General features: G+C 54.6%; 24 protein-coding genes. 16 read left to right on the top strand and 8 right to left on the bottom strand.

Features of this window, described 5'->3' with window-relative positions:
• Positions 1-164 precede the first annotated feature (164 nt).
• From fliF to rcsA, 14 genes are all read left to right on the top strand, one after another.
• Positions 165-1,847 carry a flagellar basal-body MS-ring/collar protein FliF gene (gene fliF / locus KCR01S_RS00630; protein ID WP_061279216.1) on the top strand — a complete coding sequence of 561 codons (1,683 nt, stop codon included), beginning with the start codon at positions 165-167 and terminating at the stop codon, positions 1,845-1,847.
• A complete protein-coding gene (gene fliG / locus KCR01S_RS00635; RefSeq protein WP_061279218.1) occupies positions 1,840-2,835 on the top strand; it encodes a flagellar motor switch protein FliG in 996 nt (331 codons plus the stop codon). Before fliF ends, fliG begins: the two co-directional genes overlap by 8 nt.
• The gene (gene fliH / locus KCR01S_RS00640; RefSeq protein WP_061279220.1) at positions 2,828-3,529 is read left to right on the top strand and encodes a flagellar assembly protein FliH; all 702 of its coding nucleotides are present in this window, start codon (positions 2,828-2,830) and stop codon (positions 3,527-3,529) included. The genes fliG and fliH overlap by 8 nt, the downstream gene beginning before the upstream one ends.
• The gene (fliI, locus tag KCR01S_RS00645) at positions 3,529-4,899 is read left to right on the top strand and encodes a flagellar protein export ATPase FliI (protein ID WP_061279457.1); all 1,371 of its coding nucleotides are present in this window, start codon (positions 3,529-3,531) and stop codon (positions 4,897-4,899) included. The genes fliH and fliI overlap by 1 nt, the downstream gene beginning before the upstream one ends.
• Positions 4,900-4,920: 21 nt before the next feature.
• Positions 4,921-5,364: a flagellar export protein FliJ gene (fliJ, locus tag KCR01S_RS00650; RefSeq protein WP_052283531.1), complete on the top strand. Its 444-nt coding sequence runs from the start codon at positions 4,921-4,923 to the stop codon at positions 5,362-5,364.
• Entirely contained in the window at positions 5,361-6,554 is a 1,194-nt protein-coding gene (locus KCR01S_RS00655) for a flagellar hook-length control protein FliK (RefSeq protein WP_061279222.1), read from the top strand. The genes fliJ and KCR01S_RS00655 overlap by 4 nt, the downstream gene beginning before the upstream one ends.
• A gap of 103 nt (positions 6,555-6,657) precedes the next feature.
• Positions 6,658-7,125, top strand: a complete 468-nt coding sequence (gene fliL, locus KCR01S_RS00660) for a flagellar basal body-associated protein FliL (RefSeq protein ID WP_061279224.1) — start codon at positions 6,658-6,660, stop codon at positions 7,123-7,125.
• 4 nt (positions 7,126-7,129) lie between these two features.
• Positions 7,130-8,134, top strand: a complete 1,005-nt coding sequence (gene fliM / locus KCR01S_RS00665; protein WP_061279226.1) for a flagellar motor switch protein FliM — start codon at positions 7,130-7,132, stop codon at positions 8,132-8,134.
• Positions 8,131-8,544, top strand: coding sequence for a flagellar motor switch protein FliN (fliN, locus tag KCR01S_RS00670; protein WP_061279228.1), 414 nt, complete (start codon positions 8,131-8,133; stop codon positions 8,542-8,544). The genes fliM and fliN overlap by 4 nt, the downstream gene beginning before the upstream one ends.
• Positions 8,545-8,638: 94 nt before the next feature.
• Complete coding sequence (fliO, locus tag KCR01S_RS00675; RefSeq protein ID WP_061279458.1) at positions 8,639-8,977, top strand: flagellar biosynthetic protein FliO; 339 nt, start codon at positions 8,639-8,641, stop codon at positions 8,975-8,977.
• Entirely contained in the window at positions 8,977-9,714 is a 738-nt protein-coding gene (gene fliP, locus KCR01S_RS00680) for a flagellar type III secretion system pore protein FliP (RefSeq protein WP_061279231.1), read from the top strand. Before fliO ends, fliP begins: the two co-directional genes overlap by 1 nt.
• A 9-nt stretch (positions 9,715-9,723) precedes the next feature.
• Positions 9,724-9,993: a flagellar biosynthesis protein FliQ gene (gene fliQ / locus KCR01S_RS00685; RefSeq protein WP_035896987.1), complete on the top strand. Its 270-nt coding sequence runs from the start codon at positions 9,724-9,726 to the stop codon at positions 9,991-9,993.
• Between the two features lie 5 nt (positions 9,994-9,998).
• Positions 9,999-10,793, top strand: coding sequence for a flagellar biosynthetic protein FliR (fliR, locus tag KCR01S_RS00690; protein ID WP_061279233.1), 795 nt, complete (start codon positions 9,999-10,001; stop codon positions 10,791-10,793).
• A gap of 278 nt (positions 10,794-11,071) precedes the next feature.
• A complete protein-coding gene (gene rcsA, locus KCR01S_RS00695) occupies positions 11,072-11,695 on the top strand; it encodes a transcriptional regulator RcsA (protein ID WP_061279235.1) in 624 nt (207 codons plus the stop codon).
• Between the two features lie 52 nt (positions 11,696-11,747).
• On the opposite strand, the gene dsrB is transcribed toward rcsA, so the two are convergent.
• Entirely contained in the window at positions 11,748-11,936 is a 189-nt protein-coding gene (dsrB, locus tag KCR01S_RS00700) for a protein DsrB (RefSeq protein WP_061279236.1), read from the bottom strand.
• Between the two features lie 173 nt (positions 11,937-12,109).
• Between dsrB and KCR01S_RS00705 the strand changes: the two genes are divergently transcribed.
• Positions 12,110-12,316, top strand: a complete 207-nt coding sequence (locus tag KCR01S_RS00705) for a YodD family protein (RefSeq protein WP_061279238.1) — start codon at positions 12,110-12,112, stop codon at positions 12,314-12,316.
• Positions 12,317-12,637: 321 nt separating this feature from the next.
• On the opposite strand, the gene dgcQ is transcribed toward KCR01S_RS00705, so the two are convergent.
• The 3 genes from dgcQ to KCR01S_RS00720 form a co-directional block, all read right to left on the bottom strand.
• Positions 12,638-14,302, bottom strand: a complete 1,665-nt coding sequence (gene dgcQ, locus KCR01S_RS00710; RefSeq protein WP_061279240.1) for a cellulose biosynthesis regulator diguanylate cyclase DgcQ — start codon at positions 14,300-14,302, stop codon at positions 12,638-12,640.
• A gap of 326 nt (positions 14,303-14,628) precedes the next feature.
• Positions 14,629-14,808 (bottom strand): YodC family protein, encoded by a 180-nt coding sequence (locus KCR01S_RS00715; protein WP_061279242.1) that lies wholly within the window; start codon positions 14,806-14,808, stop codon positions 14,629-14,631.
• 77 nt (positions 14,809-14,885) lie between these two features.
• A complete protein-coding gene (locus tag KCR01S_RS00720) occupies positions 14,886-15,806 on the bottom strand; it encodes a DUF808 family protein (protein ID WP_174522452.1) in 921 nt (306 codons plus the stop codon).
• Positions 15,807-15,973: 167 nt separating this feature from the next.
• Between KCR01S_RS00720 and yedA the strand changes: the two genes are divergently transcribed.
• Entirely contained in the window at positions 15,974-16,885 is a 912-nt protein-coding gene (gene yedA, locus KCR01S_RS00725; RefSeq protein WP_061279246.1) for a drug/metabolite exporter YedA, read from the top strand.
• On the opposite strand, the gene KCR01S_RS00730 is transcribed toward yedA, so the two are convergent.
• From KCR01S_RS00730 to drpB, 4 genes are read right to left on the bottom strand one after another with little or no spacing between them, the layout of a single operon-like run.
• Positions 16,860-17,354 (bottom strand): very short patch repair endonuclease, encoded by a 495-nt coding sequence (locus KCR01S_RS00730; RefSeq protein ID WP_061279248.1) that lies wholly within the window; start codon positions 17,352-17,354, stop codon positions 16,860-16,862. The two genes, yedA and KCR01S_RS00730, sit on opposite strands and share 26 nt — an antisense overlap.
• Positions 17,335-18,756, bottom strand: a complete 1,422-nt coding sequence (locus KCR01S_RS00735) for a DNA cytosine methyltransferase (protein WP_061279250.1) — start codon at positions 18,754-18,756, stop codon at positions 17,335-17,337. The genes KCR01S_RS00730 and KCR01S_RS00735 overlap by 20 nt, the downstream gene beginning before the upstream one ends.
• A 43-nt stretch (positions 18,757-18,799) precedes the next feature.
• Complete coding sequence (locus KCR01S_RS00740) at positions 18,800-19,507, bottom strand: phosphohydrolase (RefSeq protein WP_061279252.1); 708 nt, start codon at positions 19,505-19,507, stop codon at positions 18,800-18,802.
• A 45-nt stretch (positions 19,508-19,552) separates the two neighbouring features.
• Positions 19,553-19,834, bottom strand: a complete 282-nt coding sequence (gene drpB / locus KCR01S_RS00745) for a cell division protein DrpB (protein WP_061279254.1) — start codon at positions 19,832-19,834, stop codon at positions 19,553-19,555.
• Between the last annotated feature and the right edge of the window lie 44 nt (positions 19,835-19,878).

Raw genomic sequence — 19,878 nt, forward strand, 5'->3', positions numbered from 1 at the left:
TAAGATAAAGGCGCTAAATAGCGCTATAAAAACGGGTTATTTGGGCCATCGAAATTCACAAAGCGTCAAATAATGGCATAGCTGTCTTTATGTGTTCTGACCTGGGAGTCTGCTTTGTTTTCGTTCACGTTTAACGCCATTGATCAGGATCGACGAGGTGCGCAATGAGCGCGAGTGCTACGGCCACACAAAATAAAACCCTTGAATGGGTCAACCGCCTGCGCGCCAACCCAAAAATTCCACTGATGGTAGCGAGCGCTGCCGCGGTGGCCATCCTCGTGGCGATGGTGCTTTGGGCTAAATCCCCGGACTATCGTACGCTGTTTAGTAACCTGTCCGACCAGGACGGCGGTGCTATTGTTACCCAGCTCACCCAGATGAACGTCCCCTACCGTTTCGCGGATAACGGCGGCGCGCTGGAAGTTCCTGCGGATAAAGTCCATGAACTGCGCCTGCGCCTGGCGCAACTGGGCTTACCAAAAGGCGGTACCGTTGGGTTTGAGCTGCTGGATCAGGAAAAATTCGGCATCAGCCAGTTTAGCGAACAGGTGAACTATCAGCGCGCGCTGGAAGGTGAACTGTCCCGCACTATCGAAACCCTCGGCCCGGTAAAAAGCGCGCGCGTGCATTTAGCGATGCCAAAACCGTCGCTGTTCGTGCGCGAGCAAAAAGCGCCGTCGGCCTCAATCACCGTAAACCTCGAACCGGGCCGCGCGCTTGATGAAGGGCAAATTTCTGCCGTTGTGCATTTGGTTTCCAGCGCTGTCGCAGGCTTGCCGCCGGGCAACGTCACGCTGGTCGATCAGGGCGGGCACCTGCTGACCCAATCCAATACCAGCGCTCGTGATCTTAATGACGCGCAATTGAAATATACCGCTGACGTTGAAGCTCGCGTACAGCGCCGCATCGAAGCCATTCTTGGGCCTATCGTCGGGAACGGCAACGTTCATGCGCAGGTCACCGCACAGGTTAACTTCGATAATAAAGAGCAGACCGACGAGCAGTATCGTCCCAACGGTGACGCGAGCCAGGCCGCTATCCGTTCCCGCCAGGTAAGCGAGAGCGATCAAAGCGGTAGCCCGTATCCGGGCGGCGTACCGGGAGCACTGTCCAATACGCCGGCACCGGCACCGTCAGCACCGATTGCCACGCAGCCGGCCAACCAAAATGCCAACCAGGCCGCCAATGGCCAGAATAACGCCACGCGTAACGCGGCCACCACCGGCCCGCGAAACAGTCAGCGGAGCGAAACCAGCAACTACGAAGTTGACCGCACCATCATGCACACCAAAAAGAACGTCGGCGATGTCCAGCGTCTTTCGGTGGCCGTGGTGGTCAACTATCGCAATTTGCCGGACGGTAAACCGCTGCCGTTGACCAGCGATCAGATGAAACAGATTGAAGATCTGACCCGCGAAGCGATGGGCTTCTCCACCACTCGTGGTGACACCCTTAACGTGGTCAACTCACCGTTCAACGATAGCGATGAAAGCGGCGGCGAGCTGCCGTTCTGGAAACAGCAAGCGTTTATCGATCAGCTGATGTCTGCTGGCCGTTGGCTGCTGATCCTCATCGTTGCGTGGCTGCTGTGGCGTAAAGCGATTAAACCGCAGCTAGTGCGCCGCGAACAGCTGGCGCAGGCCGCCGTCGAGCAGAACAAAGCCCAACAAGAAATTCAGGAATCCGTTGAGGTACGCCTGAGTAAAGATGAACAGACACAGCAACGCCGTGCCAACCAGCGTCTGGGCGCTGAAGTCATGAGCCAGCGTATTCGTGAGATGTCTGATAACGATCCGCGCGTCGTGGCGCTGGTCATTCGCCAATGGATGAATAACGATCATGAGTAATCTTTCCGGAATCGACAAAAGCGTCATTTTGCTGATGACGATTGGCGAAGATCGTGCGGCGGAGGTGTTCAAGCACCTCAGCACTCGCGAAGTGCAGCAGCTCAGTACCGCGATGGCCAACGTCAAGCAGATCTCCAATAAACAACTGACCGACGTGCTGGCTGAGTTTGAGCAGGAAGCGGAACAGTTCGCGGCACTCAGCGTCAACGCCAACGAATACCTGCGTTCGGTGCTGGTGAAAGCACTGGGCGAAGAGCGTGCCTCCAGCCTGCTGGAAGATATTCTCGAAACCCGCGAGACCACCAGCGGCATCGAAACGCTCAACTTTATGGAGCCGCAGAGCGCGGCCGATATTATCCGCGACGAGCATCCGCAGATTATCGCCACCATTCTTGTGCATCTTAAACGCGGCCAGGCCGCCGATATTCTGGCGCTGTTCGATGAACGCCTGCGCCACGATGTGATGCTGCGTATTGCCACCTTCGGCGGCGTACAGCCTGCCGCGCTGGCAGAGCTGACAGAAGTGCTGAACAACCTGCTCGACGGCCAAAACCTCAAGCGCAGCAAAATGGGCGGCGTGAGAACGGCGGCGGAAATCATCAACCTGATGAAAACGCAGCAGGAAGAAGCGGTTATCTCCGCCGTGCGCGAGTTCGACGGCGATCTGGCGCAGAAAATTATCGACGAAATGTTCCTGTTCGAGAACCTGGTGGAGGTCGACGATCGCAGTATCCAGCGCCTGCTGCAGGAAGTGGATTCCGAATCGCTGCTTATCGCCCTCAAAGGCTCCGAGCCGCCGCTGCGCGAGAAATTCCTGCGCAATATGTCCCAGCGTGCTGCCGACATTCTGCGCGACGACCTGGCCAACCGCGGCCCGGTTCGCCTGTCTCAGGTGGAGAACGAACAGAAGGCGATTCTGCTTATCGTCCGTCGACTGGCGGAAACCGGCGAGATGGTGATTGGCAGCGGAGACGACACCTATGTCTGATACCACGCCATGGAAAGTCTGGCAGCCTGACGATCTCGCGCCACCATCGGTGGCCGAGTTTACCCCGCTCTCTGTCGATGAACCCGACGGCGAGCCGCAGGAGGAGATTTCAGCCGAACAACTGCAGCAGCAGCAGTTGGCCCAGCTACAAATTCAGGCCCATGAACAGGGTTATCAGGCCGGGCTGCGTGAAGGCCATGCCGCCGGGCAGCAGCAAGGCTATCAGGAAGGGCTGGCACAGGGGCGCGAGCAAGGCCTGGAACAAGCAAAACAGGAACAGGCACCTATTCACGCGCGGATGCAGCAGTTGGCCAGCGAGTTTCAGCACACGCTGGATACATTGGACAGTGTCATTGCTTCACGCCTGATGCAAATGGCGCTCGAAGCGGCGCGGCAAATCGTCGGCCAGGTGCCGGTGGTGGATAACACGGCGCTGATTAAACAGATTCAGTCTCTGCTGCAACAAGAGCCACTGTTCACCGGTAAACCGCAGCTTCGCGTGAGCCCGGAGGATTTACCGCGCGTCGAGGAGATGCTCGGGGCGACCCTGGATCTGCACGGCTGGCGGCTGCGCGGCGACCCGACCCTGCATCCCGGCGGCTGTAAAGTCTCTGCCGATGAAGGCGATCTCGACGCCAGCGTAGCCACTCGCTGGCAGGAACTGTGCCGCTTAGCGGCACCGGGAGCCTGCTGATGACCGTGCGCCTGACCCGCTGGCTCACAACGCTGGACAACTTTGAGGCGCGCATCGCGCAGCTTCCCGCCGTACGCCGCTACGGACGGTTGGTCCGCGCCACAGGCCTGGTGCTGGAAGCCACCGGTCTACAGTTGCCGCTGGGGGCGACCTGCATTATCGAACGCCAACAGGGTGTCGAGACCCAGGAAGTCGAGAGCGAAGTGGTGGGTTTCAATGGCCAACGCCTGTTTTTAATGCCGCTGGAAGAGGTCGAAGGGATCTTGCCCGGCGCTCGCGTTTACGCCCGCAACATCGCGGGTGAAGGCTTACAAAGCGGCAAACAGCTACCGCTCGGCCCGGCTCTGCTTGGGCGCGTACTGGACGGCAGCGGCAAACCGCTGGACGGACTCCCAGCGCCGGACACCACCGAAACCGGCGCGCTGATCACTCAGCCGTTTAACCCGTTGCAACGAACGCCGATCGAACACGTCCTGGATACCGGCGTACGACCGATCAACGCCCTACTCACCGTTGGCCGCGGCCAGCGTATGGGGCTGTTTGCCGGCTCCGGCGTCGGTAAGAGCGTGCTGCTGGGGATGATGGCGCGCTATACCCGCGCCGACGTGATTGTTGTCGGGCTCATCGGCGAACGCGGACGCGAAGTCAAAGATTTTATCGAGAACATCCTCGGCACCGAGGGACGAGCCCGTTCGGTGGTGATCGCCGCACCTGCTGATGTCTCGCCATTGCTGCGTATGCAGGGCGCAGCTTACGCCACCCGCGTCGCAGAAGATTTCCGCGACCGCGGCCAGCACGTGCTGCTGATCATGGACTCCCTCACCCGCTACGCGATGGCGCAGCGTGAAATCGCCCTGGCTATCGGTGAGCCGCCGGCAACCAAGGGCTATCCGCCATCGGTCTTTGCCAAGCTGCCGGCATTGGTTGAACGCGCCGGTAACGGTATCAGCGGCGGTGGCTCCATCACCGCGTTCTATACGGTGCTGACCGAAGGTGATGACCAGCAGGACCCGATTGCCGACTCCGCGCGCGCCATTCTTGACGGCCATATTGTACTGTCGCGGCGGCTGGCGGAAGCCGGCCACTATCCGGCGATTGATATTGAAGCGTCGATTAGCCGCGCCATGACCGCGTTAATTAGCGAAGAGCACTACGCGCGGGTACGGCACTTTAAACAGCTGCTTTCCAGCTTCCAGCGTAACCGCGATTTGATAAGCGTCGGCGCCTATGCCAAAGGCAGCGACCCGATGCTGGATAAAGCTATTACGCTCTGGCCGCAGCTCGAGGCATTTTTACAGCAAGGCATTCTTGAAAAAGCAGACTGGGAATCGTCAATTCTGAACCTGGAAATGATTTTCCCAACGTCATAGTGAAGCAAGAGGATCACAAACATGGCGCAGCATGGTGCATTAGCAACGCTTAAAGAACTGGCAGAGACCGATGTCGACAACGCCGCCCTGGTATTGGGCGAAATGCGACGCGGCTGCCAGCAGGCGGAAGAACAACTGAAAATGTTGATGGACTACCAGCTTGAATACCAGAACAACCTGAACAACGACATGAGTCAGGGGATAGCCAGCCTTCGCTGGCAAAACTATCAGCAGTTTATACAGACGCTTGAGAAAGCCATTGACCAACACCGCCAGCAGTTAATCCAGTGGAATAACAAGGTGGAACAGGCGTTGACTTTCTGGCGAGAGAAAAAACAGCGTTTGCAGGCATGGCAAACGCTACAAGATAGGCAGGCCTCCGCAGAGCTGTTGGCGGAAAACCGCCTTGACCAGAAGAAGATGGATGAGTTTGCCCAACGCGCTACCTTGAGGAAACCTGAATGATCACTCTGCCTAACCTTGCCGTCAGCGATGCCAACCTGACTGGCGCTGAAACTGCGGCAAAAACCACAGGGAGCCCTGAGGATTTTCTGGCGCTGCTGGCGGGCGCGCTCACCCAGCTTCCCGGTACGGGCGGTGAGAAAATCGCGCAGCTAGCGAATGAAGAGGTCGATACCACCCACTCTCTCAAAACGCCTGCCCAGTCACTCACCCAGTGGTTGATGCAGCAGGATGCCGCCAGCACCACCAGCGATGTGGATCTGACGACGGCCGGGGATGCGCAAACGCTACTCAGCTCATTGGCTGCCCATTTAAAAGGCGAACTGAAGGCCGGCAAAGAGAGTGCAAAAGCCAGCGACAGCGATGACAAAACGGCGGAGAGTAAACTCAGTGATGACGAGCTGAAAAGCCTCAACGCCTTAATGGCTATGCTGCCAGTGACGCCGCAAATTCAACCGGCCACCAGCACGGCCGTACCAACGCAGGCCAGTGACGCGCTCAATACGTTGACCGCATCGCTGGGCCGCAGCGGTGGTAAGGCAGAAGGCTTTGTCGATGTGAAAGGGACACCGGCCTCGCAGGTGCAGACTGATGCCCGCGCCCTGCCCGCAGATTCCGCGTTTGTGATCCCAGCGCAAAAGGCAGAAGCCGAAAGCGCGCCCAGTCCGGCCGCGCCAACCTCTACGCTGACTCCGGTGACCGCACAAACCGTCACCCCTGCCGCCGCCTCAGCGGCAGCCGCCACGGCGAATATTCATGCGCAGTTGGGAACGCCAGACTGGCAGCAAAACGTCAGCCAGCACATCACCCTGTTCACCCGTCAGGGCCAGCAGACCGCCGAACTGCGTCTGCATCCTGAGTCACTGGGCCAGGTGCATATCACGCTCAAGGTGGAAGATAACCTTGCGCAAATTCAGATGGCCTCACCACACAGCCACGTGCGGGCCGCGCTGGAAGCCGCATTGCCGGTGTTACGCAGCCAGCTTGAGGATAACGGTATTCAGCTGGGGCAAAGCAACATCAGCAGCGATGGTTTTGCCGGACAGCAGCAGCAATCCTCATCGCAGCACGCTTTCGCCTCACGGGGGGAGTCGGGGGCGGCTGACGGCCAGGATGAAGGCGATGTTTTAGCCGTTCCTGCCGCTCTGCAATCGGCGGCTCGCGGCGACAACGCAGTAGACATCTTTGCTTAAACGCCCGAGGTAACATGATTATTCCCGTCTTTTCCACGCTTTGACCCGCGCGGGAGGCGGGATAATCATCTGATAAGCAGTACTAAAAGGAAGACCGTTTCAGATGACTGACACCACTATCACCAAAAAGAGCAAACGCTCTATCTGGATACCGCTACTGGTGCTGGTAACGCTCGCAGCCTGCGCCACCGCAGGCTACAGCTACTGGCGCTTTGAGAATAAGACCGCGGAAGCCGCGCCGAAAGAAGCACCACCGCCTGCCGCACCGGTCTTTTTCCCGCTGGATACCTTTACGGTTAACCTGGGCGATGCCGATCGCGTGCTGTATGTGGGTGTGACGCTGCGAATGAAGGGTGAAGCTGACCGTGCGCGCTTGAACGACTATCTGCCGGAAGTGCGTAGCCGCATGCTTCTGCTGCTGTCGCGTCAGGATGCCACCAAACTCGCCACCGATGAGGGTAAAAAACAGCTCGCCGCCGATATCAAAGCGACCCTGAGCGCGCCGCTTATCGCCGGACAGCCTAAACAGGATATTACCGACGTCCTGTACACCGCTTTTATTCTGCGATAGCGCTATGGGCGACAGTATTCTTTCTCAGGCCGAAATTGATGCGCTGCTCAATGGAGACAGCGACAATGCCAGCGAGCCTCTGGCGCGTGCAGCGGGCGAAGATGATATTCGCCCCTACGACCCCAATACCCAGCGTCGCGTCGTTCGTGAGCGTTTGCAGGCGCTGGAGATCATTAACGAGCGTTTTGCGCGCCACTTCCGTATGGGGCTGTTTAACCTGCTGCGCCGTAGCCCGGACATTACCGTAGGGGCGATTCGCATTCAGCCGTACCACGAGTTTGCCCGTAACCTGCCGGTGCCGACCAACCTCAACCTGATTCATTTAAAACCGCTGCGCGGGACCGGTCTGGTAGTCTTTTCACCCAGTCTGGTGTTTATCGCCGTCGATAACCTGTTCGGCGGTGATGGTCGTTTCCCAACGAAAGTGGAAGGCCGCGAATTCACCCACACCGAACAGCGCGTCATCAACCGTATGCTGAAGCTGGCGCTGGAAGGCTATAGCGACGCATGGAAAGCGATTAACCCGCTGGAAGTGGAGTACGTGCGTTCAGAGATGCAGGTGAAATTCACCAATATCACCACCTCGCCGAATGACATCGTGGTCAACACACCGTTCCACGTGGAAATCGGCAACCTGACCGGCGAGTTCAATATCTGCCTGCCGTTCAGCATGATTGAACCGCTGCGTGAGCTTCTGGTGAATCCACCGTTGGAAAACTCGCGTCATGAAGATCAGAACTGGCGCGAAAACCTGGTCCGTCAGGTCCAGCACTCTGAGCTGGAACTGGTGGCGAACTTCGCCGATATCTCTTTACGGTTATCACAAATACTCAAACTAAAACCCGGCGACGTCCTGCCGATTGACAAGCCCGATCGCATTATTGCCCACGTTGACGGCGTGCCCGTACTCACCAGCCAGTACGGTACCGTTAACGGTCAGTATGCGCTGCGCGTAGAACATTTGATCAACCCGATTTTGAATTCGCTGAACGAGGAACAGCCCAAATGAGTGATATGAATACTCCACCCGATGACAACAGCGGATCCGTGGACGATCTGTGGGCTGAAGCGCTAAACGAGCAACAATCTACCAGCGGGAAAAGCGCCGCCGACGCGGTGTTCCAGCAGCTTGGCGGTGGCGATGTCAGCGGTACGCTACAGGATATCGATCTGATTATGGATATCCCGGTCAAGCTGACCGTGGAGCTGGGCCGCACCCGAATGACCATCAAAGAGCTGCTGCGCCTGACCCAGGGTTCAGTTGTGGCGCTGGACGGTCTGGCGGGTGAACCGCTGGATATTCTGATTAACGGTTATTTGATTGCCCAGGGTGAAGTGGTGGTGGTCGCCGATAAATACGGCGTGCGTATCACCGATATCATTACCCCATCAGAACGTATGCGCCGTCTGAGCCGTTAATATGAAATCCCAGCCCGGCACGACTCATCCAATAAGCAGCACGGCAACCGCGCACACCAGTGAATCGGTGGCCGTGACGCATGCCAACGAACCCATGACGTCGCCGTTAATTCAGGTTAGCGGTGCGCTGCTGGGCATTATTGTGCTGATCCTTGCCGCCGCATGGGTGGTTAAACGCGTGATGCCGGGCGCGGTAAAAGGCCGCACCGTGAACGGCCTTTCGGTTAGCGCCAGCGCCTCGCTGGGGAATCGTGAACGGGTGGTGATTGTTAACGTCGAAGATGCGCGGCTGGTGCTCGGCGTTACCGCTCAGCAGGTCACCCTGTTACATACCCTTCCGCCGGCTCCGGTGGATCCACAGCCGCCAGCGGCGGCAGTGCCAGAATTTGCTTCACTGATGAAAACTATGCTTAAGCGTCCTGGGAGATCCTGATGCGTCGTTTATTTTCCCTTACGCTGGGTGGGCTGCTGCTGCTCTCCCCTTCGGCCTTCGCTGAGCTGCCGGGCCTAATTAGCCAGCCGCTGGCCAACGGCGGCCAAAGCTGGTCGTTGCCGATTCAGACGCTGGTGTTTATCACCTCGTTGACGTTTATCCCGGCTATTTTGCTGATGATGACCAGTTTTACCCGCATCATCATCGTTTTTGGTCTGTTGCGCAGCGCGTTGGGTACCCCATCCGCTCCGCCAAACCAGGTTTTACTCGGGCTGGCGCTGTTTTTAACCTTTTTTATCATGTCGCCGGTTATCGATAAAATCTACACCGAGGCCTACCAGCCGTTTAGTGAAGACAAAATCTCCATGCAGGAAGCGCTCGATAAAGGTGCCCAACCGCTGAGAGAGTTCATGCTGCGCCAGACGCGCGAGGCCGATCTTGCCTTGTTTGCAAGGCTTGCCAACAGTGCGCCGATTCAGGGACCGGAAGCCGTGCCCATGCGTATTCTGCTGCCGGCGTACGTCACCAGCGAGCTGAAAACGGCCTTCCAGATTGGCTTCACGATATTTATTCCCTTCCTGATTATCGATCTGGTGATCGCCAGCGTGCTGATGGCCCTCGGGATGATGATGGTTCCGCCCGCCACTATCGCGCTACCGTTCAAGCTGATGCTGTTTGTTCTGGTCGATGGTTGGCAACTGCTGGTTGGGTCGCTGGCGCAAAGTTTTTACAGTTAAGGAGTAACCATGACCCCTGAATCCGTCATGATGATGGGCACCGAAGCGATGAAAGTGGCGCTGGCCCTGGCTGCCCCGCTGCTGCTGGTATCGCTGGTGACCGGTCTGATTATCAGTATCCTGCAGGCGGCAACGCAGATTAACGAAATGACGCTGTCGTTTATTCCCAAAATTATTGCCGTTTTTATCGCTATCATTGTCGCCGGGCCATGGATGCTCAACCTGCTTTTAGACTATGTGCGCACGTTATTTAACAACCTCCCCTACATCATCGGTTAAGCCCCATGATGCACGTCACCAGCGACCAGTGGATTTCCTGGATAAGCCTCTACTTTTGGCCGCTTCTGCGCGTGCTGGCGCTGGTCTCAACCGCGCCGATTTTAAGCGAAAAGTCAGTGCCCAAGCGGGTGAAACTCGGCCTCGGCTTCCTTATCACCATCGTGATTGCGCCGTCACTGCCGGTGGTCGAGGTACCGTTGTTTTCCGCTCAGGCGCTATGGCTGGCGTTACAGCAAATTCTTATCGGTATTGCGCTGGGGTTTACCATGCAGTTTGCTTTTGCCGCGATAAGGACGAGCGGTGAGATTATCGGCCTGCAAATGGGGCTCTCTTTCGCCACCTTTGTCGACCCCGGCAGCAACCTCAACATGCCGGTTCTGGCGCGTATTATGGATATGCTGGCACTGCTGCTATTTCTCGTATTTAACGGGCATTTATGGTTAATTTCGCTGCTAGTCGATACATTTCACACTCTTCCCATCGGCGGCGAACCGATCAACAGCAATGCATTTTTGGCACTCACCCGCGCCGGTGGTATGATCTTCCTCAACGGGCTAATGTTGGCACTGCCGATTATCACCCTACTTCTCACGGTTAACCTCGCGTTGGGTATGCTTAACCGTATGACCCCACAGCTGTCCATATTCGTGATTGGTTTTCCTATCACTCTGACCATCGGCATTTTACTGATGGCAGCATTAATGCCATTGATCGCGCCATTCTGTGAACACTTATTTGGTGAAATATTCGATCTATTAGCAGATATTATCAGTGAGTTACCACGCATAAATTCTCCATAATGCCACCCGGTTATTATAAGGAAATTCCTAAAATAAAAACGATAAAACATCTACCAGCATATCGCTGGCGCGGGTTATTTGTTTTTAGATTATTCACATAACATAACATTTACTTTACTTTGGGAAGATTCCTGGCAAATTATACGTAACTTTACGGGATAGTTGATGCCGCCTGATCGTCTTCATTCTCATTTTTTATTTTTTAACAGGTTCGTTAGGACGATGAAGTTCGAGGGGTAATGGGTTAATTATCGTTACGCATTGAGTGAGGGTATGCCATGTCAACGATTATTATGGATATATGCAGTTACACGCGGCTAGGGTTAACCGGCTACCTGGCCAGTCGTGGAGTGAAAAAAAGAGATATTGACAATGTAGACAGCGTAGACGGGCTTGCGGAAATCTGTTCTGCCCGACAACCCTCTGTCGTGTTCATTAATGAGGACTGTTTTATTCACGATGTGCAAAGCAGTCTGCATATCAAGCAGATCATTAATCAACACCCCAGAACTTTGTTCATTGTTTTTATGGCAATTGCCAATATTCATTTTGACGAATATTTGATGGTTCGGAGTAATCTGCTAATTAGCTCCAAATCGATAAAGCCTGAAACGCTAGATATTATTCTGGGGAATTATCTGAAAAAAGAAACAGCGGACGTAAAGCAAACTAGCGTATCGACATTGTCATTAAGTCGTACGGAATCCAGCATGCTTAAAATGTGGATGTCAGGACAAGGGACGATACAAATTTCCGATCAGATGAATATTAAAGCCAAAACGGTATCGTCACATAAGGGTAATATTAAAAGAAAAATTAAAACGCACAATAAACAGGTGATCTACCACGTGGTACGCCTGGCAGAGAACGTCACTTCAGGCATCTTTGTGAATATGCGCTAGGACTCGCGGGACAGGGAAACTGGCGGTATGTCTACCGCCAGGTGTCAAAAGCCTATTCGGCCCCTTCCACGAAGATGCCATCAGGATGCCCGACTTCATTGAAGAACCAGATCCCGAGCGGATAATCCTCCAGCGCCACCAGATACATCGTCCCTTCATTGAACTGCTCGATGGCCAAAACAACACCGGAGCGACGTGGCCCCCCATCGGTCTTGACCGTCACACGATCGTTAACTTGCATAAACGTCATCTCCTGATTGGTTTAGCCCAGTGTAGAACAAATTTGACGTTCTGGCAGCGCATTGCTGCATAACCGTCTACTAATCCGTCACTTACCATTAATAGCTCAAAAAATGAGCAGTTTTATGCGACCGATGTATACTTATACAGGGAGTGAAAAAAAAGGTACCGGTGATGAAAGCGAATATTGACCCTCGGGGGGTAAACGTTGATGCGCTGCTGGCAGCCATCAATGAAATTAGCGAAAGTGAAATCCACCGTACGGCTGACGATCCGCATCATGTCAGCGTAGACGGTCGTGAATATCATACCTGGCATGAGCTGGCGGAAGCGTTTGAGCTGGATATACATGATTTCAGCGTCACGGAAGTCACGCGCTAGACGGGTAAAAAAATCCCGACACCTACGCGTCGGGATCAACCTTGCCGAGGCAAGAAGCATTGAAATATTCGTTACATCAGGAAATCTGACGTGGATGAAACATTATCTTCGTTTATTTCGAATGACAAGAATTATTCACCTAATAAATAAGTATCACTTAACACCCTTCTCGCCATCCACTTTCGGCAAAGACTTTAAAAATCAATAAGTTGTTAATTCCTCGTCCGAAAACTCGCCCTCCGGGCTTTGAGATTATTCTTAACCATTTATTTACCCATAAGTAAAATTTATGTGCTATGTCACCAAATACGCATGCCGCGCTTAATCTTCGGTACAAACCCGGTTCCGCCCGCTCTTTTTCGCCTGATACAGACGGCTATCGGCGATCGATTGCAGGTGCTCAAAGTCATAACGCAGAAGCTCTTCGCTACAGCACACGCCCAGCGACGCACTGACCCGGATGGTCTGTTTTTTACCAATCAGAATTTCGCGGCTGTTGATACTCTCTCGAATACGCTCGGCGACGATGCGCGCCTCCTCCAGGCTGGTATCCGGCAGGACAATACAGAACTCTTCCCCGCCAACGCGGCCAGCAATATCGTGCTTACGCAGTTTATTCATCAGTACCCGGCCGATATAGACCAGCACCCTATCGCCCGCCTGATGACCATACTTGTCGTTGATTCCTTTAAAATGATCGAGATCGAGCTGGATCACCGCCATTGGCTGGTCATTGTGCTGGCACTTCTCCAGCGCTTTGCCTGCTCGTTCAAACAGCGCTGCACGGTTGTAGAGGCGCGTCAGCATGTCATGCCAGGCCCGCCATTCCAGTGAATCCTGGAGCGACGACATATTGCGTACCATACGGCGGATCACCGCCCACGAAATCAGCAGCATTGAGCTAAACAGCAGCCATAACAGCGTTAAGGCAATACTGATGCTGCCAAATTCGCCGCGGATACCATCATCAAGGCTATGAATGCGCAACAGCACGCCATCAAAGTTTCGCAACTTTTCCCAGCTGATGAAACGCGATACCTGGCGGACGCTACCTTCATTATCGTTCTCATAGGCATGCGCAAGCTGCGCCTGAATTTCCTGCGATAGCTGGGTGCGCCGTGACGGTAGTTGCTCTGAAGAAGCAATCAGATTCATACGTCGATCGTAGAGCTGATATTCACCGTCATCCTCGCCTTCGACTGACTGAATAAGGAATTGTGTCACTTCGTTGACCGACAGTTGAATCGCCAGCACGCCAAACCAGTATTGTTGAAAATCCAACGGCACAGCGGCAATCACCATTTCTGCCGCCGGCGGTTTTTCCGTGTTGAAGGTGGTCAGCCATTTCACGCCGCGATCCGGGTTACTACGCTGCGATTGCGCGGTAAACCATGGGCTTGTCGCCAGCTTGTAGAAGTACTCGGTAATACTTCCACGCTCTTCGTGCTCGGTGCTGAGGTAAAAACCAGCGCGAGAGACGTAAATCATATGCGTTTCGAAACGGGACAGGTGCTGGCGAGTTAACGATGACAAACGCAGCAAATAGCCAAGCTCGATGCTGGCCATAAATTCGTTACTCAGCAGCGGGTTATCACGCGACAGCAGGTGCGTGTGTTCGACAAATGCGTCTGAAACACCGTTGAGCGGCAGAGTACGGTTGTTATTCAGGGAAATATGCCAGTCCGGCAGCGTGCGCTGACGCTCGAACTCTTGTTCCGCGGTGCGCAGAATTTCGAAAGCCAGCGGGATCTGTAGCGCCGATTGCATACCGTTACGGAAAAAAAGCAGCCTATCAGTATTGAACTGAAGCTGCGCATCCATGTCATTGGCAACGTTTTTCAGGTTATTACGTTGACTGGAGATGTAGGCCTCTTCCAGCACAATGATTTCACGCCAGGTCAACAGTGTTGAAAATAACACCACCACCAGAAAGCAGATGTTCACCACTCGTTCTGGTCGAATGCGCCGTGTCAGCCTCGCCCACATTCCAGGTGGTGAGGCGGTGGTCTTTACCGTCAAGGGATGCACTTTGGCCCCCTGTATCTTTCGCTAACTGCCACAACGCTCAGGTTTTTCAAACTTGTCTGCTGCTGATAATCCATGATGCTCCACTACTTCACGCGACGACAAAGACTTAAAAATATTCAGTTATCTACTCAAAATAACTCGCATTGCCGGGAGGTGCTTAGTGGATGAACCCGATGAACCGACTCAAAGACGTGATTCGGGTGATGAATGCCACCAACGCACAGGCAACCTTGCAGTATGACGAGTATAAAGCGCCCGGCATACGCCGGGCGTAGACGCGGTCATTACGCCTTTTCTTGTTTATGTATATCGCCGGGTATCAGCTCATCTTCACGGAATGCTTCCCGTTTGACGCCGAATCCATCATACCAGCGGCACTCAACCATCCCGCTGGCATAACCCGTTACGACCATACGCGGCCCGCCATTTTTGGGCCGGACTTCATCACTGACCAAAAAGACCATTATTGCCTCCGGTATCAGGGTGAAACTGTTTCACCTTAGCCGATTCCTGACCGATTTGCGTACCGGGGCAGCATTTTTTATCCGTGGCGTTGACGAAGACGTGCAACCCCGTTAACCACGGCTAGCACAACGGCACCGAGGATAAAGCCCAGCACCAGATTTGCCAGCGTAGGAAGCAGCATCGCTATCCACGACGCCTGCTGAACGGCAAAGCCTTCAATGGCATGATGCAGCGGCCCAACTCCGTGAACCACGATGCCGCCGCCGACTAAAAACATGGCCAACGTACCGACCACCGAGAGGATCTTCATCAGCCACGGCGCCACCACCAGCAGGCCTTTGCCCACCGCCTGCGCCAGCGCACTGCTTTTTTCGACCAGCCAGTAGCCCATATCATCCAGCTTCACAATCACGCCAACGAGGCCGTAGACCCCAACCGTCACCAGTACCGCAATACCGGATAAAATCAGCACCTGATTGAGTAATGGCGCATCGGCGACAATCCCCAGCGTAATCGCAACGATTTCCGCCGATAGGATAAAGTCCGTGCGGATAGCGCCCTTCACTTTGTCCCGCTCGTAGCTGCCGGGATCCTGCTGCGCTATCGCCTCCAGCCGCTGCTGGCGAGCCGTATCATCGCCCTTATGCTTACGCTCATGCAGCGTATGCACCACTTTTTCGACGCCTTCGAAACAGAGATAGGCACCACCAATCATCAGCAATGGCGTCACGGCCCAGGGGATAAAGGCGCTAATCAGCAGCGCCAGCGGCACGAGGATGACCTTATTGAGCATCGACCCTTTTGCTACGCTCCATACCACCGGCAGCTCGCGATTAGCCCGCACGCCCGAGACTTGCTGCGCATTCAACGATAAATCATCGCCCAGTACGCCTGCGGTTTTCTTTGCCGCCAGCTTGCCCATCATCGAGATATCATCCAACAAGGTGGCGATATCATCTAACAAGGTTAATAAGCTACTTCCTGCCACAAGTGACATCCTTCATTTTTGTATTGATAACAAAGTATGAAGCAAAAAAGCGTCAGGAGTAAGTGATACATATTTATAACATAAACACAACATTCAACCCCTGAATTAAAGCACTCGCCAGAGAGGTAGTTTTGGCGTTTACTATCTGCCTGCTTGCTATTTTGCCGTGAGGAAGTATGCGTTTTAAACATCTGTTACCGCTGGTGGGTGCGCTTTTCGCGCTGTACATCATCTGGGGCTCAACTTATTTTGCCATCAGCATTGGCGTCGCCAGCTGGCCACCGTTAATGATGGCGGGCGTGCGTTTTCTCTCGGCCGGTATCGTCCTGATGATTTTCCTGCTGGCAACGGGCCACCGTTTACCTGCACCCAAACCGCTGCTCAACGCGGCGCTGATTGGCGTTTTGCTGCTGGCGGTAGGTAACGGCATGGTTACCGTCGCTGAGCATCAGCACGTGCCTTCTGGTATTGCCGCAGTGATGGTGGCTACCGTGCCATTATTTACGCTGTGCTTTAGCCGCTTTTTTGGTATCGCGACGCGTAAGCTTGAGTGGATGGGTATTGCTATTGGTCTTGCCGGCATTGTACTGCTCAATAGCGGCGGTAACCTTAGCGGAAATCCGTGGGGCGCGTTGATGATTTTAATTGGTTCCCTGAGTTGGGCATTTGGTTCCGTATACGGTTCGCGAATCACGCTGCCGACCGGCATGATGGCCGGTGCCGTTGAGATGCTGGCCGCCGGCATTGTCCTGATGATCGCGTCACTGCTCAGCGGCGAACGCCTGACGACCATGCCAGATTTACGCGGCTTCCTCGCCGTGGGTTATCTGGCGGTATTTGGTTCTATCATCGCGATTAACGCATACATGTATCTTATTCGCAACGTCACCCCTGCCGTAGCGACCAGCTATGCCTACGTCAACCCGGTGGTCGCCGTCCTATTAGGCACCGGCTTTAACGGGGAAAGTTTATCGGCAATTGAGTGGCTGGCGCTGGCGATTATTATTGCGGCAGTTGTGCTGGTTACGCTGGGGAAATATCTGTTTCCAGCGAAAAGCACGCCTATTGCCTGCGAGGTGCAGAAGTAAGGTCCAGGCAAGAAATGCCCTGCGTGTCGATCTGCGCGCTGCCATCGCCGCCGCAGATCCACTCTTCCAGCCGTTCAGACAGTTCGGCGTCGCTGAGCTTTTTACGCCCCCGGAGCGCGCATTCCCACACCACCAGCACACGCCAGCCCTGCTCGCTTAATCGCATCATATCGCGGGCGTCGCGCTGAACATTGCCGTGAATCTTGTGCAACCAGAACTCGGTTCGGGTCGCGGGAACGTTGAATAGATAACAATCGTGATGATGCCAGAAACAGCCGTGGGTGAAGATGGCGCAGCGATACTCGCTCAACGTGAAGTCGGGACGCCCCGGCAGGCTGCTGTCCTGCGCCTGCCAGCGCAGCTCCAGTGAATCAAGCAAGAATGCCATTCTTTTTTCAATCGCCGTATTCTGCGCGCCGATGGCGCGCATATTTTTACGGCGAGTGGCTTTATTGTGGACGTCGACCATTTTTCGTTTCCGCATCCCGCCGCGCCACGGCCTGCAAAATGCGCGGTTCCAGCAGTCGCGCCACGGCGGCGAATACCGGCACAATGACTGAATTACCAAACTGCCGGTAGGCCTGGGTGTCGGATACCGGAATGCGAAAACGGTATCCTTGCGGTGATTCAAATCCCATCAGACGCGCGCATTCGCGCGGTGTCAGACGGCGCGGGCGATGCAGCTGATTATGCGCATCGTCAAAGTCTTTTTCACCCAAGGCCCGATCCCATCCCCTGTCAATGAGGATCTCGGCACCGTCCTTGTAGTATCGCGCCGAAAGCGTGCGCGCTACGCTGCTTGCGCGAGTCGGATCGACCAAACCAAAACCAAAACCGTTGCCCTTCTCCTGATGCTTTTGCGCATAACGGTAGAGATATTTCCACAGCACCGGCGTCAGTATAAATTTCGGATTGACCGTGGGCTCAAGCAGTTCACCAAAGGTGGGGCGTCGTTCGGGGTAAAGTGCGGGTATATCGCGTAACGTAAAGCCGTTATGCAGCCCTAAATCCCGGCGAAATCCTACCAGCACAATACGTTCACGGTGCTGAGGCAGAAAGTGTTGGCCGTCGATAATCTTGGGGTCATCAGCCCCCATCGCCGCCGCATCTGCCACTTCATAACCCAATTCATCAAGGGTCTGCATGATGATGCGAAAGGTTTTACCGTTATCGTGGCTCTTGAGATTTTTGACATTTTCCAACACGAAAATAGGCGGACGACGGGTATCAATAATGCGTACCACGTCGAAAAATAATGTCCCTTGCGTATCGCAGGCGAAACCGTGCGCCCGTCCCATGGCATTTTTTTTCGACACCCCCGCCAGCGAGAACGGCTGACAGGGAAAGCCCGCCAGCAGAACATCATGCTGGGGGATAGCATTGAGGATGTGGGCTCTCGCCTCGCTGTCGCTGATTTCCGGGCGATGGCTCAGCGTCACATCGCGAATATCGGCATTAAACTGATGCTCCTGCGGATCGCAATACCAATTGGCTTTATAGGTACGTACCGCGTGCTTATTCCACTCGCTGGTAAAAACGCACTGACCACCAATCGCTTCAAACCCACTGCGGATCCCACCAATTCCAGCAAAGAGATCCACAAAACGGAACGCATAATGCGGATGATGCGCCGGCGGCTTTGGCAGCATCGCCGCCAGGTGGGCACACTCATTTTCACTTAAGCGCGTGTTGGCGCGGGATAAGGCCACAACGCGCTTCACAATTGCCGGGCTCCAGTGCTGTTCCCCCACAGCAGCCAGCTCGGCGACAACGGTCTTAAGATCGTAAATCTCCAGAATATGCTGGAGCAGCGCTTGAGCATCCGGCTCAGAATTTGCTGCTACCTCGTTTGATAAGACTCGCTGTTGCATAAAATTGACCAGATACAGAAAAAGGAAAATAACCCTGAGATTATCATAATTTGCACAGGTCTTGCGCCGCGAATCGTCTGAGTACCTCGGCATCTAGCGCGTTGGGGTCACCGGATAGCTCCGCGCTCAGCTTGGCCATAAAGTGTACGAGGAAATCAGCATTGTGCTGCGCCATCTCGCGTCCTTTTGCCGTTTGCATGGTCTCCGGCAGGCGCAGCAATTTGGTTTGGAAATGATCGAGGGCATAAGCTTTATCATCTAATGCACGATGTTCGGCAAAGGGGTCGTCAGCATCAAAGAGTGCGGCATTCATCGCGCCGGAAACGGCAAATACGCGAGCCAGTCCAATAGCGCCCAGCGCTTCCAGGCGATCGGCATCCTGCACAATCTTTGCCTCCAGCGTTTGCGGCGCGATTCGGGCGCTGAAGCTATGGGCCTCGATGGCGTGAGCAACGGCAGCGTGCCGTTCTGAAGGAAATAACGGAAAATCGCGGGCTAAAATTTGCCGTGTACGCTCAGCGGATAACACAGAGGAACGCGCGCGGTCAGGATGATTTTTCGGCAGGCTGACCAGATCGTGAAAATAGCTGGCGAAGAGAACAACGGACAGATCAACTGATTGGCCGCTGGCTATCTGTTGGGCGGAATGCCATACCCGGCGGAAATGAGCAACATCATGCGAAGCATCTCCGCCGTTGTAATGCTTATCGAACCACAATTCAATTTGCTGCTGCCACGTCGTGAGATCCATTCCATTGATACCTGAATGTATTAACCGACCCTCAGCATAGCAATATTATGACCGCTCTTCATTCTCAGGCGGACGAGGACGAGTATACCAGGCGATTCCCCCGAGTAGCGCCCCCACAATACTCAGCAACAGGAAACCCAGGATTGCCCCTAACCATTTACCGCTGGTGGAACCAATCTCACCGTCAATTGTTGCGCCAGGAATGGTCTCCACCGCGCTGATGACCCATACATAGCGCACCATCGCCCAGACAAAGTAACCACAAAACGCGTAGAAAACCCATAACGCCAGTCTTCCGCCTGGGCCACGATTCATCCTTTCTTCCATAGAAACTCTCATCACACTAATCATACCAACAGCGATACCACCAC

Source organism: Kluyvera cryocrescens NBRC 102467, from assembly GCF_001571285.1.
Lineage (GTDB): Bacteria > Pseudomonadota > Gammaproteobacteria > Enterobacterales > Enterobacteriaceae > Kluyvera > Kluyvera cryocrescens.

Bases quoted from the DNA above. Each gene is read 5' to 3' on its own strand.
- fliF (WP_061279216.1), top strand. From the start codon at position 165: ATGAGCGCGAGTGCTACGGCCACACAAAATAAAACCCTTGAATGGGTC.
- fliG (WP_061279218.1), top strand. From the start codon at position 1,840: ATGAGTAATCTTTCCGGAATCGACAAAAGCGTCATTTTGCTGATGACG.
- fliH (WP_061279220.1), top strand. From the start codon at position 2,828: ATGTCTGATACCACGCCATGGAAAGTCTGGCAGCCTGACGATCTCGCG.
- fliI (WP_061279457.1), top strand. From the start codon at position 3,529: ATGACCGTGCGCCTGACCCGCTGGCTCACAACGCTGGACAACTTTGAG.
- fliJ (WP_052283531.1), top strand. From the start codon at position 4,921: ATGGCGCAGCATGGTGCATTAGCAACGCTTAAAGAACTGGCAGAGACC.
- KCR01S_RS00655 (WP_061279222.1), top strand. From the start codon at position 5,361: ATGATCACTCTGCCTAACCTTGCCGTCAGCGATGCCAACCTGACTGGC.
- fliL (WP_061279224.1), top strand. From the start codon at position 6,658: ATGACTGACACCACTATCACCAAAAAGAGCAAACGCTCTATCTGGATA.
- fliM (WP_061279226.1), top strand. From the start codon at position 7,130: ATGGGCGACAGTATTCTTTCTCAGGCCGAAATTGATGCGCTGCTCAAT.
- fliN (WP_061279228.1), top strand. From the start codon at position 8,131: ATGAGTGATATGAATACTCCACCCGATGACAACAGCGGATCCGTGGAC.
- fliO (WP_061279458.1), top strand. From the start codon at position 8,639: ATGACGTCGCCGTTAATTCAGGTTAGCGGTGCGCTGCTGGGCATTATT.
- fliP (WP_061279231.1), top strand. From the start codon at position 8,977: ATGCGTCGTTTATTTTCCCTTACGCTGGGTGGGCTGCTGCTGCTCTCC.
- fliQ (WP_035896987.1), top strand. From the start codon at position 9,724: ATGACCCCTGAATCCGTCATGATGATGGGCACCGAAGCGATGAAAGTG.
- fliR (WP_061279233.1), top strand. From the start codon at position 9,999: ATGATGCACGTCACCAGCGACCAGTGGATTTCCTGGATAAGCCTCTAC.
- rcsA (WP_061279235.1), top strand. From the start codon at position 11,072: ATGTCAACGATTATTATGGATATATGCAGTTACACGCGGCTAGGGTTA.
- dsrB (WP_061279236.1), bottom strand. From the start codon at position 11,936: ATGCAAGTTAACGATCGTGTGACGGTCAAGACCGATGGGGGGCCACGT.
- KCR01S_RS00705 (WP_061279238.1), top strand. From the start codon at position 12,110: ATGAAAGCGAATATTGACCCTCGGGGGGTAAACGTTGATGCGCTGCTG.
- dgcQ (WP_061279240.1), bottom strand. From the start codon at position 14,302: ATGTGGGCGAGGCTGACACGGCGCATTCGACCAGAACGAGTGGTGAAC.
- KCR01S_RS00715 (WP_061279242.1), bottom strand. From the start codon at position 14,808: ATGGTCTTTTTGGTCAGTGATGAAGTCCGGCCCAAAAATGGCGGGCCG.
- KCR01S_RS00720 (WP_174522452.1), bottom strand. From the start codon at position 15,806: ATGTCACTTGTGGCAGGAAGTAGCTTATTAACCTTGTTAGATGATATC.
- yedA (WP_061279246.1), top strand. From the start codon at position 15,974: ATGCGTTTTAAACATCTGTTACCGCTGGTGGGTGCGCTTTTCGCGCTG.
- KCR01S_RS00730 (WP_061279248.1), bottom strand. From the start codon at position 17,354: ATGGTCGACGTCCACAATAAAGCCACTCGCCGTAAAAATATGCGCGCC.
- KCR01S_RS00735 (WP_061279250.1), bottom strand. From the start codon at position 18,756: ATGCAACAGCGAGTCTTATCAAACGAGGTAGCAGCAAATTCTGAGCCG.
- KCR01S_RS00740 (WP_061279252.1), bottom strand. From the start codon at position 19,507: ATGGATCTCACGACGTGGCAGCAGCAAATTGAATTGTGGTTCGATAAG.
- drpB (WP_061279254.1), bottom strand. From the start codon at position 19,834: ATGGAAGAAAGGATGAATCGTGGCCCAGGCGGAAGACTGGCGTTATGG.